The sequence below is a fragment of the Pseudomonas sp. R76 genome (genome assembly GCF_009834565.1).
GTDB lineage: Bacteria > Pseudomonadota > Gammaproteobacteria > Pseudomonadales > Pseudomonadaceae > Aquipseudomonas.
Map to the genome: position 1 here is coordinate 3,501,939 of NZ_CP019428.1, position 13,797 is coordinate 3,515,735.

Below are 13,797 nucleotides of genomic sequence, written 5' to 3' on the forward strand. Positions count from 1 at the left end.
TCAGCGTGACAAAGAATGTCGCGAACCCTATATTCCCCGCCTAAGTTCCCCTTCTTATGAGTCAATGGCTTTCGCGAGGACAGTGTGTCTAAAGGTGTTGTGTTATCGGTATTGGCCTCGGTGTTGTTTGCCGTGATGTATTACTTCACGTCGCTGCTCACGCCATTGAGTGGCCTGGAAATTTTCGGTTGGCGCATGTTGCTGACCGTGCCGTGCATGACCGTGTTCATGATCGTCAGCGGCGAATGGCGGCGGGTCTGGGAGCTGCTGCGCATGCTGGCGAGCAAACCGCGACTGATCGGCGGCGTGCTGCTGTCGTCGGCCTTGCTCGGTGTGCAGCTCTGGCTGTTTATGTGGGCACCGCTGAATGGGCGCAGCCTGGATGTGTCGGTGGGCTATTTTCTGTTGCCGCTGACCATGGTGCTGACCGGGCGCCTGGTGTACGGCGAACGCTTGTCGCGCCTGCAGCAGATCGCGGTGTTTTTTGCCGCCCTCGGCGTGCTGAACGAGCTGTATCAGGCCGGCGGTTTTTCCTGGGCGACGCTGGTGGTGATCATCGGCTACCCGATCTACTTCGTGGTGCGCAAATACCTGACCACCGACCACTTGGGCGGCCTGTGGCTGGACATGGCATTGATGCTGCCGGTGGCCTGGTGGTTTGTGCAGCACGGCGAACAGGGCTTTGCCGTGATGGATATTCACCCGAAGCTGTATGCGTTGATTCCGATGCTGGGCGTCATCAGTGCCTCGGCACTGGTGAGCTATATCGTTGCCAGCCGCTTGCTGCCCTTCAGCCTGTTCGGGCTGCTCAGCTATGTGGAGCCGGTGCTGCTGCTGGCGGTGGCGTTGATATTGGGTGAAGGCATCAAGGGCGGCCAGTGGCTGACCTATATCCCGATCTGGCTGGCGGTGATGGTGCTGGTGTACGAAGGCTTCAAGCACTTGGTGCGCCAGCGCAAAGCGTGATTCGCAGCCAATAAAAAGCCCGGCCGAGGTTAACTCGGCCGGGCTTTTTTACCCTTAGTCGGCGGTCAAAACACCACGACGCACCTGGTCACGTTCGATCGACTCGAACAGCGCCTTGAAGTTGCCCTCGCCGAAGCCATCATCGCCCTTGCGCTGTATGAATTCGAAGAACACCGGGCCCATCAGGGTTTCCGAGAAGATCTGCAGCAGCAGGCGCTTGTCGCCGGCAATCGACGAGCCGTCGAGCAGAATGCCGCGTGCTTGCAGTTGGTCCACCGGCTCGCCGTGGTTCGGCAGGCGGCCTTCGAGCATTTCGTAGTAGGTGTCTGGCGGCGGGGTCATGAAGCGCATGCCGATCTTCTTCAGCGCGTCCCAGGTCTTGACCAGGTCGTCGGTGAGGAATGCCACGTGCTGGATGCCCTCGCCGTTGAACTGCATCAGGAACTCTTCGATCTGGCCGGCGCCCTTGGACGATTCTTCGTTCAGCGGGATGCGGATCATGCCGTCCGGCGCGCTCATGGCCTTGGAGGTCAGGCCGGTGTATTCGCCCTTGATGTCGAAGTAGCGCGCTTCACGGAAGTTGAACAACTTCTCGTAGAAGTTGGCCCAGTAGACCATGCGCCCGCGATACACGTTGTGAGTCAGGTGGTCGATGACCTTGAGGCCGGCACCCACCGGGTTGCGGTCCACGCCTTCGAGGAACACGAAGTCGATATCGTAGATCGAGCTGCCTTCGCCGAAACGGTCGATCAGGTACAGCGGCGCGCCGCCGATGCCCTTGATCGCCGGCAGATTGAGTTCCATCGGGCCGGTTTGGATATGGATCGGCTGGGCGCCGAGTTCCAGAGCGCGGTTGTAAGCCTGTTGCGAGTCTTTGACGCGGAACGCCATGCCGCACACCGACGGGCCATGTTCGGCGGCGAAGTACGAGGCGAGGCTGTCAGGCTCATTGTTGAGGATCAGGTTGATCTCGCCCTGGCGATACAGGTGCACGTTCTTGGAACGGTGGGTCGCGACTTTGGTGAAGCCCATGATCTCGAAGATCGGCTCAAGGGTGCCCGGGGTTGGCGATGCGAATTCGATGAATTCAAAGCCCATCAGGCCCATTGGGTTTTCGTATTGGTCTGCCATGGAGGCACCTCATCATTCTTGTAATTAACAAATAGTTATTTGCGAGCAAGGATGAGGTTGGCGGGTGGCGCGCAGGAGAGGCCTCGCACGCTGCGGGCGAGGAAGTCACCAAAGATGAGGGGGGAGCCGAGTAGCTTCATGGTTACATCAGTCTCTGACGGCCGAGGCTTGCGTGAGCGCAAGTCCATATTCTTGTATGCGTAAATCGATTCTACACAGCGTAACGGGGTTTGTCCGCACTCTTATCAAATCCCCAATGGCCGGGCCGGTGCAAGGGGTTTGTTGCACAGATAGATGCCCAGCAGGATGACTGCCCCACCCAACAGCATCGGCGCGGTCAATTGCTCACCCAACAGCACGGCGCCGCAGATGACGGCTGTCAGCGGGTTAAGCGCAATGAACACACCAGCGCGGGTCGCGCCGATCTGGCGGATTCCGTCATACCAGGCGATGTAGGCCAGCGCGGAGCCGAGTATGCCCAGGTAGAGCAGGCTGAGCAGTTGCGGCAGATGGATGGCGCTCAGGGCTGACAATGTCAGCTTGCCGCCGACCAACGCGGTGAGCGTCAACATCGCCGTGCCCAGCAGGATGGACCAGGTCACGGTTTGCAGTGGCCCCAGACTTTTGTTGAGGCCACGGGAAAACAACGAGTACACGCCCCACCCCACCACGCAGCCGAAAATCAGCAGGTCGCCGCGCCAGGCATTGTCGGCGCCCTGCAACAGTTGCGGGTTGCGGCTGACAATGACCACACCCGCTCCACCCAGGCAAAAGGCGATGCCCAGGCATTTGGCCGCGCCCAGGCGCTCCTTGTGCAAAAGCCACGCAGCCAGGCCGATCACCGCCGGGTTGAGTGCGACGATCAAGGACGCTCGCGACGCGTTGATGTAGTGCAGGCCGTAAAAGAAACACAGGTTGTAGAAATAAATCCCGAAGAATCCCAGCATCGCCAACTGCATTAACTGGGTGCCGCTGGGCCGCGCCAGGCGCACGCGCACAAGGGCCATGAACCCCAGCAGCGCTGCGCTTGCCAGCACAAAGCGCAAGGTTGCAGCCAGCAGCGGGTCGACGTCAGCCGCCAAGTAGCGGCCAGCCACAAAGGTCGCGCCCCAGATCATGGTGACAGCGGCAAGTTTGAGGTAAGTCAGGCGGTCAGGCGAAAACGTCATCGTGGTGCTCTTTGCGTGTCAGGGTTGGGGTATGCTGCGACTAATGACTGATCATCGTAAAATGAGTAAATACTCATGACACTCACGCAACTGGAAATCTTCTCGCGTGTAGCCGAGCTGCACAGTTTCACCCTCGCCGCGCACCGACTGGGTATCGGCCAGTCGGCCGTTTCCCATGCGATCAAAGCCCTTGAACAGGAACTGGGTGTCGAACTGTTTCGACGCCATCAATCTCACGTCGAACTCAGTGACATCGGCCGGCAACTGCTGATGCGCGCCCGCACGCTGCTCGGCGTGGCCGACACTCTGCAACAGGAAGCCTCGGATGCCCGGGGCATGAAGCGCGGCACGCTGCGCATCGGTTCGTTCGGTCCCACCTCCTCCAATCGCCTGTTGCCGCGCATTCTTGAGCGGTTCAGGCGTGAGCATCCGGGCATTGAAGTGCATGTGGATGAAGGCCCGGACCGGCAAGTGATCCAGTGGCTGGATGAGCGCCGTATCGACGTCGGATTTGTGGTGCTGGAACAGGAGCGTTTCGATACGTTTGCGCTGTTCCAGGACCAGATGGTCGCCCTGCTGCCCGCAGCGCATCCGCTGGCCGTGCAGCCATGCGTGGAATTGAAGGCGCTGTGCGACGATCCGTTCATTCTCACCGAGGCGGGTTCCCAGGAGCTGGTCTCGCGGTTGTTCACGGCTGCGCGGCTAACGCCGAATGTGCGGTACCGCTGCTCGCAACTGCTCAGTACCCTGGAGGCAGTCAGCCGCGGCGACGGCGTGAGTGTGGTGGCGCAGGCATCATTGCCCGAGAGGCCTGACGCGCGTTACCACGTGCGGCCGCTGACGCCACGCGTCAGCCGTGACATCGGCCTGGCGGTGCTGGACCAACGCCAGTCGACGCCGGCGACCCTCGCGTTTATTCATCTGGCGCAAGGCCTGGATTTCTAGCGCTGCCCCTGGCCGAACGGCCAGGTACGGCGAGCTTATTTGGCCTGCGCCATCTATCATGGGGTTAATCTGATCAGCGCCTCTGGTGCTTTTCCCATCCTGCGACAGGCCGTTCCCTTCATGCCCCTGACCGTCAACGGCCCGCGAAAACGCGCCACCCGGTATTTGATCACAGCACTCAGCGGCCTGCTGCCGATCGCCTTGGGCGTCGTCATCCTCTACTGGCAAGCCGAACGGACGCTGCAACAAAGCACCGCACAAACTGCTCGCGAAGCGGTGCGCCAGTTTGACTTGATGCTCAGCAACACCGAGCTCGCCGCCCAGGCGTTGCTGCCGCTGGCTGGCCAACCTTGCGACAACGGTGCGCAACTGGCGCTACGCGAACAAGTCACGCGGCGGCCCTTTGTGCGGGCCACCACGTTGTCCTGGCAGAAGAACATCTATTGCAGCTCCCTGTTCGGCGGCAATTACCAGTCGCCGGTCAACCCGGACGATTATGTCGATGGCAAACTGTGGTTAATGAACGGCAACCCGGTGACGCCGGACACGGCGCTGCTGGTGTACCGCTTGGTCGACGGTGACAAGGCGGCCTTTGCCTCGATTGATGGCTACCACCTGACCAACGCACTGCGCCTGATCAGCCGCTACACAGACCTGGTGCTGCAAGTGGGGCCCAACTGGCTGGACGCCGACGGCAAGGTGCACAACACCGCAGTGCCGGCCTTCGCCGTGGCCCACCAGCATCTGGCTTCAGAGCGCTATCACTACAGCGTCGAGGCGGGCATGCCGTCCGGCGAAGTGTGGCGTTATATGGAAGCACGCTACCCGGCGCTGTTCAGCCTGCTGGTGTTCTTTGGGGTACTGGCCGGCGTGCTTGCGCACTGGCTGCAAAAACGCTCCTCTGCACCCACCCATGAGTTGCAGCGCGCCTTGGGCGCCAACGAGTTCATCCCGTATTTCCAGCCCGTAGTGCGCGGTGATACGCATGAATGGGCGGGTTGCGAAGTGCTGATGCGCTGGCAACATCCGAAGGAAGGCTTGGTGCGCCCTGACTTGTTTATCCCGCTGGCGGAGCACTCCGGCTTGATCGTGCCGATGACCCGCGCATTGCTGCGCCAGACGGCTGAACAACTTGCCCCGCATGCCGGGCGTTTCAGTCCGGGCTTTCATATTGGCGTGAATATCACCGCACGCCACTGCCTGGATCTGGACCTGGTGGAGGACTGCCGGAGATTTCTCGCCGCCTTCACGCCTGGCCAGGTCACGCTGGTACTGGAGTTGACCGAACGCGAACTGATCAAGCCAACGGATATCACCCGTCGACTGTTCGATGCCCTGCATCAACTGGGCGTGATGATTGCGATTGATGACTTTGGCACCGGCCATTCCAGCTTGGGTTACTTGCGCAACTTCAATGTCGACTACTTGAAGATCGATCAAAGCTTCGTCGCCATGATAGGTGCGGACGCCCTCTCGCGGCATATTCTCGACAGTATCATTGAACTGTCCGGCAAGCTGGATTTGGGCATCGTTGCTGAAGGCGTGGAAACAGCCGAGCAGCGTGACTATCTTGCTGCACACGGTGTGGATTTCCTGCAGGGTTACCTGTTTGGTCGGCCATTACCCTGTGAAGAGTTCATTAAGTCGCTGACCAGCCATTGAATAGCCATACACCGCGCTTGATGAAATTATCTTATTTAGTGAACAGACGTGATTTACTCCCGACGCATTAACTACTACAATTTTTCCTGCCTGTGCTGAACTCGCAGAAAGGCCTCTTTCTTTGAGTTATTTTAAAGCTCTTGGCCTACAGCTTTATCTGCAGTTGATGTCAGCAAACACCATTATTGGAGTACAGATTTTGTCCAGACTCGCCGAATTTCGCGCAGCAGAAAAAGCCCTTCAAGAGCAGCTTGCCCAGCTCGAATCCTTGAAGAACGACGCCGGCCTGAAGAAAGAAATCGAATTCGAAGAAAAGCTGCAAGGCTTGATGAAGCAGTATGGCAAAGGCCTACGCGACATCATCTCGATCCTTGATCCAAACCCTGGCAAGGCCAGCGCCACGCTCGCCGCACCAAAACAGCGCCGCGCACGCGTGGTCAAGGTGTATAGCAACCCGCACACCGGTGAGCTGATCGAGACCAAAGGCGGCAACCACCGCGGCCTGAAAGCCTGGAAAGAACAGTATGGCGCCGCCACTGTTGATTCCTGGCTTCGCGGCTGATCGCAACGCATTAACAAAAAGCCCCGCATAAGCGGGGCTTTTTGTTTAAGGGTTCGGAAACGAACTTAACTACTAGTCCATTGGGTTCAAAATCGATCAACCTAGTGCATTCAAAGTTTCAGACTGTCGCGCACCGAACCGACTTCTGCCTTACTGGCCTCATAAGCCTCAGCTTGGCCGGCGTATGAAAAAACATAGGCTTTATCGGTATCGACCGCGCCCACCAATGTTTGCGACAACACGTGTCGACCGTTCTCGGTAATCACGCAAGTAGTTTCCAGTGCTTCAAGACGGCTCAATGTGCTGGGGTGCATCTTGCTGCACACGCTTTGATAACCACCCTGGGCAAAATCTTTCTGGATGGATTTACGCATTTCCAGCAAAACACCTTGAAGATTAACTTTATGCCCCGCCTCTATGGGTGTGCCGGTTAACTCCATGACCATCAAGGTGTTGCCATTTTCATCGTTTTTGATCGCGCGTTGCAGAGACGCGGCCTGGGGTTTACCCGGCGCCTCGCCATCCGGTACAACTTCCTCGACTTGCCAGCCGCTGGGCCAGTGAATTTCCGGGTCGGCCGCCTGCACGAATGGGCTGACCAACAGGAAACACATGGAGCTCAACAGCGATTTACGGAATTCAATCATTACGAAAAACACCCAAGGTTCAAGCGACAAAGTTTGAGCCTCGGCACCCGCTGGTCGCAAGCGCTGCGTGACCTTTTTCATTTGGCGCAGTAGCCAGCCCTTGCGTATCATGGCTGCGCTGCAGGGATGCTTGCCGCAAGCCAACGGACCGCGCCTATTCTTTCAAGTCGCGTTTGCCCCATTTTTTTCTGGAGGGCCCATGAGCCTGCACGATCTGAACACTTTCCCGGGCGTCACCGCCCAACCTGACACCGCCACCACGAACTTCGTGTTCAACCACACCATGCTGCGGGTCAAGGACATTACCAAGTCGCTGGATTTCTACACCCGCGTCCTGGGTTTTTCCCTGGTCGAAAAGCGCGACTTCCCGGAAGCTGAATTCAGCCTGTACTTCCTGGCCCTGGTCGACAAGGCCCAAATCCCGGCCGACGCCGCTGAGCGCACCCAGTGGATGAAGTCGATCCCAGGCATTCTGGAACTGACCCACAACCACGGCACTGAAAACGATGCCGACTTTGCCTATCACAACGGCAACACCGACCCGCGTGGCTTTGGCCACATCTGCATCTCGGTGCCGGATATCGTCGCTGCGTGTGAGCGTTTCGAAGCGCTGGGCTGTGACTTCCAGAAACGTTTGAGCGATGGCCGCATGAAAAGCCTGGCCTTTATCAAGGACCCGGATGCGTACTGGGTTGAAATTATTCAGCCGGCGCCGATGTAAGCGGACGGGGTGACGCGGAGCGTCACCGGAGGCATTCCCACGCGGAACGTGGGAACGATCAAGCAAAAACCCCATGATCAGTCATGGGGTTTTTTATTTGCGGGGCTGGATTTACGCGGGTGCGGAAGTGCGGATCAGGTGATCGAAAGCACTCAGCGATGCTTTGGCGCCCTCGCCTACTGCGATCACGATTTGCTTGTACGGCACGGTTGTCACGTCACCGGCAGCGAATACGCCTGGCAGTGAAGTCTCGCCACGCGCATCGACAATGATCTCGCCACGCGGGGTCAGTTCCACAGTGCCTTTGAGCCAGTCGGTGTTGGGCAGCAAGCCGATCTGTACAAAGATGCCTTCCAGGTCGATGGTCTTGAATTCACCACTGTCGCGGTCCTTGTAAGCAAGACCGGTGACTTTCTGGCCATCACCTTTGACTTCGCTGGTCAGCGCGCTGGTGATCACGTCAACGTTTGGCAGGCTGTAGAGCTTGCGCTGCAACACGGCGTCGGCGCGCAGTTTGCTGTCGAACTCCAGCAAGGTCACGTGACTGACGATACCCGCCAGGTCGATGGCCGCTTCAACGCCGGAGTTGCCGCCGCCGATCACCGCCACGCGCTTGCCTTTGAACAGCGGGCCATCGCAGTGCGGGCAGAAGCACACGCCTTTGGCTTTGTATTCCTGCTCGCCTGGCACACCCATTTCGCGCCAGCGGGCACCGGTGGCCAAAATCACGGTCTTGGACTTGAGGGTCGCACCGCTTTCAAAACGAATCTCGTGCAGGTCACCGGCGTTTTTCGCCGGGATCAAGCTGCTGGCGCGCTGCAGGTTCATGATATCCACGTCGTACTGACGCACGTGGGCTTCAAGGGCACTGGCGAGTTTCGGGCCTTCGGTTTCTTGCACCGAGATAAAGTTTTCGATGGACATGGTGTCCAGCACTTGCCCGCCGAAGCGCTCAGCCGCCACACCGGTGCGAATGCCTTTACGTGCGGCGTAGATGGCGGCTGCCGAACCGGCTGGGCCACCGCCGACGACCAGTACATCAAAGGCGTCTTTGGCGCTGATTTTCTCGGCGGCTTTTTCAATGCCGCTGGAGTCGAGCTTGGCGAGGATTTCTTCCAGGCCCATGCGGCCCTGGCCGAAGTTCACGCCGTTGAGGTAGACGCTGGGCACCGCCATGATCTGACGCTCATCGACTTCAGCCTGGAACAATGCGCCGTCGATAGCGACGTGGCGGATGTTCGGGTTGAGCACGGCCATCAGGTTCAACGCCTGGACCACGTCCGGGCAGTTCTGGCAGGACAGCGAGAAGTACGTCTCGAAGCTGAACTCGCCTTTGAGGGCGCGGATCTGTTCAATCACTTCGACACTTGCCTTCGAGGGGTGGCCGCCGACTTGCAGCAATGCCAACACCAGGGAGGTGAATTCATGGCCCATGGGGATGCCGGCGAAACGCAGGCTGATATCGGCACCCGGGCGGTTGATGGAGAACGAGGGCTTGCGCGCATCATCGCCATCGGTTTTCAGGGTGATCAGCGTGGTGAGGCTGACAACATCCTGCAAAAGGGCAAGCATTTCCTGGGATTTCGCACCGTCGTCGAGGGAGGCGACGATCTCGATCGGCTGGGTGACCCGTTCCAGGTATGACTTCAACTGAGCTTTAAGATTGGCGTCCAACATACGGGCGATTTCCTATTAATTCGGTTTATTGCAGACAAAAAAACGCCCGAGCGAAACTCGCCCGGGCGTTTTGGGGGCGGATGCAGCTTACTTAAGTGCGGAGTTCCGCCCTTGATACTTCACAGACTTAGATCTTGCCGACCAGGTCCAGGGACGGAGCCAGAGTGGCCTCGCCTTCTTTCCACTTGGCTGGGCACACTTCGCCTGGGTGAGCAGCAACGTACTGAGCAGCCTTGATTTTACGCAGCAGCTCGGAAGCGTCACGGCCAACGCCGCCGTCGTTCAGTTCAACGATCTTGATCTTGCCTTCCGGGTCGATCACGAAGGTGCCACGGTCTGCCAGGCCAGCTTCTTCGATCAGTACGTCGAAGTTGCGCGAGATGGTCAGGGTTGGGTCGCCGATCATGGTGTACTGGATTTTGCCGATGGCTGGCGAAGTGTTGTGCCAGGCAGCGTGGGCAAAGTGGGTGTCAGTGGAAACGCTGTAGATTTCGACGCCCAGTTTCTGGAATTCGGCGTAGTTGTCAGCCAGGTCTTCCAGCTCGGTTGGGCAAACGAAGGTGAAGTCGGCCGGGTAGAAGAACACGACGGACCATTTGCCTTTCAGGTCAGCGTCCGACACGTCTACGAAGTTGCCGTTTTTGTACGCGGTAGCTTTGAACGGTTTTACTTGGCTGTTGATGATAGGCATCGTTGACTCTCCGTCAGGGTTAAGAAGTTGATGAGATGAATCCTACCGACTCTTTCCGTCGATGGCTCATTGGCAAACCTGATGCTGACGATTGGTTTTCCCTATCAGATGACAGTATTAATAGAAGAAATCTCAAATCAGCGGCTGGGTCGCCAAGGTCATCCCGAGAAAGGGCGTCGCTTCAACATAGCGCATAGCCGATTTCATGTCGTTCCAGCCGACGTAACTCATCAGTGACTTAAGGTCCCAGCCGCTGCGATGAGCCCAGGTGGCAAAGCCCCGGCGCAATGAGTGACTGGTGTACAGGTCGGCCGGGATGCCCGCACGCTCCAGGGCTTGACGCAAAAGCGGGATCACGCTGTTAGCGTGCAAGCCCTCCTCGCCCAGGTTGCCCCAGCGATCAATCCCACGGAACACCGGGCCGCGCACCAGCCCCGAGACGCTCAGCCAGTCGCTGTACGCCTGCACCGGGCACAGGCGCAGCAAGGCTGGCGTCTGGTAGGTCTTGCCGAGGTTGTCGCGGTCACTTTTGCTGCGCGGCAGGTACAGGCTGATGCCGGCGCCGGGCACCGCCTGCACGTGCTCGATGTTCAGGCGGCACAACTCATCACTGCGAAAACCGCGCCAGAAGCCCAGCAGGATTAATGCAGTGTCGCGTTTGGCACGCAGCAAGCGTGGCAAGTCCTGGTCGCTGTTCGCCGGCTGGGCCTCGGCGGCCAGTGAAGCCACCACTTGCTCCAGGTGCTTGAGCTGCAGCGGTTCGGCCTGCTTCTCCTGCGCCGGGTGCACGGCGCGAATGCCCTTGAGCACCTTGCGCACCACCGGTGCCTTGGTCGGGTCGGGGAAACCCTGGCTGGTGTGCCATTGCGCCAGCGCCGAGAGCCGCAGCTTCAGGGTGTTGACTGCCAATACGCCGGCGTGCGCCACCAGGTAGCGCGCCACGCTGTCACTGGTGGCAGGCAGGAACCCGCCCCAACTCACTTCGAAGTGCTCGATGGCCGCCCGGTAACTGCGGCGGGTGTTATCGCGGGTGGCGGCGTTGAGATACCGATCCAGATCGCTCATGAAGGGCCTATTCGTACTGCTACAGGGTGAATCCGCGCCTAAAACGGCTATGACACGGGATAATACGCCAATATCCCATCTGTTAAATCATGAATTTAAACGTCTTTTTATCCGTGTTACAGTATGTATCTACATACCACGTACCACAGTACTAAATCGACGGAGACCCCATGGCTCGTGGCGGCATTAACAAAGCAGTAGTTCAAACGGCTCGCTTGGCGATTCTGGCCCGCGGCGAAAACCCGAGCATCGATGCAGTGCGCATCGAGATGGGCAATACCGGCTCGAAAACCACGATTCATCGCTATTTGAAGGAGCTGGACGACAGCGAAAGCCGGGTGACCATCACCGAAGCGCCGATTGACGACGAGCTGGGCGAACTGGTTGCGCGCCTGGCTCAACGCCTGAAAGACAAAGCCCAGGAGCCCATCGACCTGGCGCTGGCGCACTTCGAACAACAGAAAGCCGCCCTGCTCGCCCAGATAGAAACGCTGGAGGCCGCTCACGCCGACCTTAAGCAGCAATTTGAAATCCAGTCTTCAGCACTGGCAGAAGAAAGCGCCGCCCTGCAAACCGCCAGCACCAGCCTGCAAACCGAGCAGACCCGCAACGCCGGGCTCAGCCAGGCGTGCAGCGATTACGAGCTGAGGATTACGGATAAGGACGAACAGATTCGTTCGCTGGAAGAAAAACACCTGCACGCCCGGGATGCCCTGGAGCATTACCGCAATGCGATCAAGGAGCAGCGTGAGCAGGAACAGCGACGCCACGAAGGCCAGTTGCAGCAGGTGCAGGCGGAACTGCGCCAGGCCCAGCAAAGCGCCATGGTGCGTCAGGACGAGATCACGCAATTGCATCGCGACAACGAGCGGTTGCTGATCGAGCACCGCGTGACCGCGAAGGAATTGGCCGCGCTGCAGGAGCAGACCCGCAAAGACCAGGCCGCGCAGCAAAAACTCAGCGAGCAGGTCAACCTGATAGAAAGCGAACGCACCCTGCTTCAGGAACGCCTGCGAGTTGCTGTACTGGAGAGTCAGTCACGCCAGGAGGCACTGACCGAACACCAGCAGAGCAACAAAAGCCTGGAGCTGGACCTTATCAAGGCCCAGGCCAGTATCGAGGCGTTGCGCCTGGCGGCTGCCGTTGCAGCAGCGCCAGAGGCAACCCCGCAAGGCTGATCAGTTCGCTACAGGCGTGCGCATGGTGACGAACTCTTCCGCCGCCGTAGGATGCACGCCGATGGTTTCGTCGAAATGCTGCTTGGTCGCGCCCGCCTTGAGCGCGATCGCCAGGCCTTGCACGATTTCACCGGCGTCCGGCCCGACCATGTGGCAACCCAGCACCTTGTCGGTGTCGGCGTCGACCACCAGCTTCATCAAGGTTTTTTCCTGACAGTCGGTCAGCGTCAGCTTCATTGGCCGGAAGCGGCTTTCGAAAACCTGCACCTTGTGGCCGTTCTTCTTCGCCTCTTCTTCAGTGAGGCCGACGGTGCCGATATTCGGCAAGCTGAATACCGCCGTCGGGATCATCGCGTAATCCACCGGGCGGTATTGCTCAGGCTTGAACAGGCGACGCGCTACTGCCATGCCTTCGGCCAGGGCCACCGGCGTCAATTGCACACGACCAATCACGTCACCGATTGCCAGGATCGACGACTCGGCGGTCTGGTACAGGTCATCCACCGCGACGAAACCGCGCTCATCCAGTTTGACGCCGGTATTTTCCAGGCCCAGGTTGTCCAGCATCGGGCGGCGGCCGGTGGCGTAGAACACGCAGTCCGCTTCGAGCACGCGACCGTCTTTCAAAGTGGCCTTGAGGCTGCCATCGGCTTGCTTGTCGATGCGCTCGATATCGGCATTGAATTGCAGGTCCAGACCGCGCTTGGTCAGCTCTTCCTTCAGATGCGTGCGCACCGAACTATCAAAGCCGCGCAGGAACAGGTCGCCGCGATACAGCAGCGAGGTCTGTGCGCCCAAGCCATGGAAAATGCCCGCAAACTCAACGGCAATGTAACCGCCGCCGACTACAAGCACACGCTTGGGCAACTCTTTAAGGAAGAACGCCTCATTGGAGCCGATCGCGTGTTCGCGCCCTGGAATCTCTGGAATCTGCGGCCAGCCGCCCGTCGCGATCAGGATGTGCTTGGCGGTAAAGCGCTCACCGTTGATCTCTACCTGGTGCGGATCCACCAGGCGCGCATGGCCTTCATGCAAGGTCACGCCGCTGTTGACCAGCAAGTTGCGGTAGATGCCGTTGAGGCGGTTAATCTCGCGGTCCTTGTTGGCGATCAGTGTGGCCCAATCGAAATTCGCCTCGCCCAACGACCAACCAAAGCCGCTGGCCTGTTCGAAGTCCTCGGCGAAATGCGCCCCGTACACCAACAGTTTTTTCGGCACGCAGCCGACGTTAACGCAGGTGCCGCCCAGGTAGCGGCTTTCCGCCACGGCCACCTTGGCACCAAAACCGGCAGCAAACCGCGCTGCGCGAACACCGCCGGAACCGGCGCCAATTACATACAGGTCAAAATCGTAGGCCATTTCACTCTCCTCGGCAGGACATCA

The 13,797-nt window shown here is 59.0% G+C and carries 13 protein-coding genes; 6 read left to right on the top strand and 7 right to left on the bottom strand.

Annotation, left to right across the window (positions count from 1 at the left end; all coding sequences use genetic code 11):
- Positions 1 to 84: 84 nt before the first annotated feature.
- Positions 85 to 966 (top strand): EamA family transporter RarD, encoded by an 882-nt coding sequence (gene rarD, locus PspR76_RS15775; protein ID WP_159956654.1) that lies wholly within the window; start codon positions 85 to 87, stop codon positions 964 to 966.
- Positions 967 to 1,020: 54 nt separating this feature from the next.
- Here the strand turns inward: rarD and hppD are convergent, their stop codons facing one another.
- Both hppD and PspR76_RS15785 read right to left on the bottom strand, forming a co-directional pair.
- The gene (hppD, locus tag PspR76_RS15780; RefSeq protein WP_159956656.1) at positions 1,021 to 2,097 is read right to left on the bottom strand and encodes a 4-hydroxyphenylpyruvate dioxygenase; all 1,077 of its coding nucleotides are present in this window, start codon (positions 2,095 to 2,097) and stop codon (positions 1,021 to 1,023) included.
- A 245-nt stretch (positions 2,098 to 2,342) separates the two neighbouring features.
- Positions 2,343 to 3,266 (bottom strand): DMT family transporter, encoded by a 924-nt coding sequence (locus tag PspR76_RS15785; protein ID WP_159956658.1) that lies wholly within the window; start codon positions 3,264 to 3,266, stop codon positions 2,343 to 2,345.
- 75 nt (positions 3,267 to 3,341) lie between these two features.
- Here PspR76_RS15785 and PspR76_RS15790 point away from each other — a divergent pair, with 75 nt between their 5' ends.
- The 3 genes from PspR76_RS15790 (at position 3,342) to PspR76_RS15800 (ending at position 6,435) form a co-directional block, all read left to right on the top strand.
- On the top strand, positions 3,342 to 4,211 hold the full coding sequence (locus PspR76_RS15790) for a LysR family transcriptional regulator (protein ID WP_159956659.1): 870 nt from the start codon (positions 3,342 to 3,344) through the stop codon (positions 4,209 to 4,211).
- Between the two features lie 120 nt (positions 4,212 to 4,331).
- On the top strand, positions 4,332 to 5,873 hold the full coding sequence (locus tag PspR76_RS15795) for an EAL domain-containing protein (protein WP_159956660.1): 1,542 nt from the start codon (positions 4,332 to 4,334) through the stop codon (positions 5,871 to 5,873).
- 199 nt (positions 5,874 to 6,072) lie between these two features.
- The gene (locus PspR76_RS15800; protein WP_159961461.1) at positions 6,073 to 6,435 is read left to right on the top strand and encodes a histone-like nucleoid-structuring protein, MvaT/MvaU family; all 363 of its coding nucleotides are present in this window, start codon (positions 6,073 to 6,075) and stop codon (positions 6,433 to 6,435) included.
- A 110-nt stretch (positions 6,436 to 6,545) separates the two neighbouring features.
- Here the strand turns inward: PspR76_RS15800 and PspR76_RS15805 are convergent, their stop codons facing one another.
- Positions 6,546 to 7,082, bottom strand: a complete 537-nt coding sequence (locus tag PspR76_RS15805; RefSeq protein ID WP_159961463.1) for a DUF4946 domain-containing protein — start codon at positions 7,080 to 7,082, stop codon at positions 6,546 to 6,548.
- Between the two features lie 199 nt (positions 7,083 to 7,281).
- On the opposite strand from PspR76_RS15805, the gene gloA reads away from it, so the two are divergent.
- The gene (gene gloA, locus PspR76_RS15810; protein WP_159956661.1) at positions 7,282 to 7,803 is read left to right on the top strand and encodes a lactoylglutathione lyase; all 522 of its coding nucleotides are present in this window, start codon (positions 7,282 to 7,284) and stop codon (positions 7,801 to 7,803) included.
- A 111-nt stretch (positions 7,804 to 7,914) separates the two neighbouring features.
- Here the strand turns inward: gloA and ahpF are convergent, their stop codons facing one another.
- The 3 genes from ahpF to PspR76_RS15825 form a co-directional block, all read right to left on the bottom strand.
- On the bottom strand, positions 7,915 to 9,480 hold the full coding sequence (ahpF, locus tag PspR76_RS15815; protein ID WP_159956662.1) for an alkyl hydroperoxide reductase subunit F: 1,566 nt from the start codon (positions 9,478 to 9,480) through the stop codon (positions 7,915 to 7,917).
- Positions 9,481 to 9,607: 127 nt separating this feature from the next.
- On the bottom strand, positions 9,608 to 10,171 hold the full coding sequence (gene ahpC, locus PspR76_RS15820; protein ID WP_053255965.1) for an alkyl hydroperoxide reductase subunit C: 564 nt from the start codon (positions 10,169 to 10,171) through the stop codon (positions 9,608 to 9,610).
- 132 nt (positions 10,172 to 10,303) lie between these two features.
- Positions 10,304 to 11,236 carry a site-specific integrase gene (locus PspR76_RS15825; protein ID WP_159956663.1) on the bottom strand — a complete coding sequence of 311 codons (933 nt, stop codon included), beginning with the start codon at positions 11,234 to 11,236 and terminating at the stop codon, positions 10,304 to 10,306.
- Between the two features lie 170 nt (positions 11,237 to 11,406).
- Between PspR76_RS15825 and PspR76_RS15830 the strand changes: the two genes are divergently transcribed.
- Entirely contained in the window at positions 11,407 to 12,414 is a 1,008-nt protein-coding gene (locus PspR76_RS15830) for a DNA-binding protein (protein WP_159956664.1), read from the top strand.
- On the opposite strand, the gene gorA is transcribed toward PspR76_RS15830, so the two are convergent.
- Positions 12,415 to 13,773, bottom strand: a complete 1,359-nt coding sequence (gorA, locus tag PspR76_RS15835) for a glutathione-disulfide reductase (protein WP_159956665.1) — start codon at positions 13,771 to 13,773, stop codon at positions 12,415 to 12,417.
- Between the last annotated feature and the right edge of the window lie 24 nt (positions 13,774 to 13,797).

Excerpts from the sequence above, each read along its gene's own strand:
- hppD (WP_159956656.1), bottom strand. The coding sequence starts at position 2,097 with ATGGCAGACCAATACGAAAACCCAATGGGCCTGATGGGCTTTGAATTC.
- PspR76_RS15785 (WP_159956658.1), bottom strand. The coding sequence starts at position 3,266 with ATGACGTTTTCGCCTGACCGCCTGACTTACCTCAAACTTGCCGCTGTC.
- PspR76_RS15790 (WP_159956659.1), top strand. The coding sequence starts at position 3,342 with ATGACACTCACGCAACTGGAAATCTTCTCGCGTGTAGCCGAGCTGCAC.
- PspR76_RS15795 (WP_159956660.1), top strand. The coding sequence starts at position 4,332 with ATGCCCCTGACCGTCAACGGCCCGCGAAAACGCGCCACCCGGTATTTG.
- PspR76_RS15805 (WP_159961463.1), bottom strand. The coding sequence starts at position 7,082 with ATGATTGAATTCCGTAAATCGCTGTTGAGCTCCATGTGTTTCCTGTTG.
- gloA (WP_159956661.1), top strand. The coding sequence starts at position 7,282 with ATGAGCCTGCACGATCTGAACACTTTCCCGGGCGTCACCGCCCAACCT.
- ahpF (WP_159956662.1), bottom strand. The coding sequence starts at position 9,480 with ATGTTGGACGCCAATCTTAAAGCTCAGTTGAAGTCATACCTGGAACGG.
- ahpC (WP_053255965.1), bottom strand. The coding sequence starts at position 10,171 with ATGCCTATCATCAACAGCCAAGTAAAACCGTTCAAAGCTACCGCGTAC.
- PspR76_RS15825 (WP_159956663.1), bottom strand. The coding sequence starts at position 11,236 with ATGAGCGATCTGGATCGGTATCTCAACGCCGCCACCCGCGATAACACC.
- PspR76_RS15830 (WP_159956664.1), top strand. The coding sequence starts at position 11,407 with ATGGCTCGTGGCGGCATTAACAAAGCAGTAGTTCAAACGGCTCGCTTG.
- gorA (WP_159956665.1), bottom strand. The coding sequence starts at position 13,773 with ATGGCCTACGATTTTGACCTGTATGTAATTGGCGCCGGTTCCGGCGGT.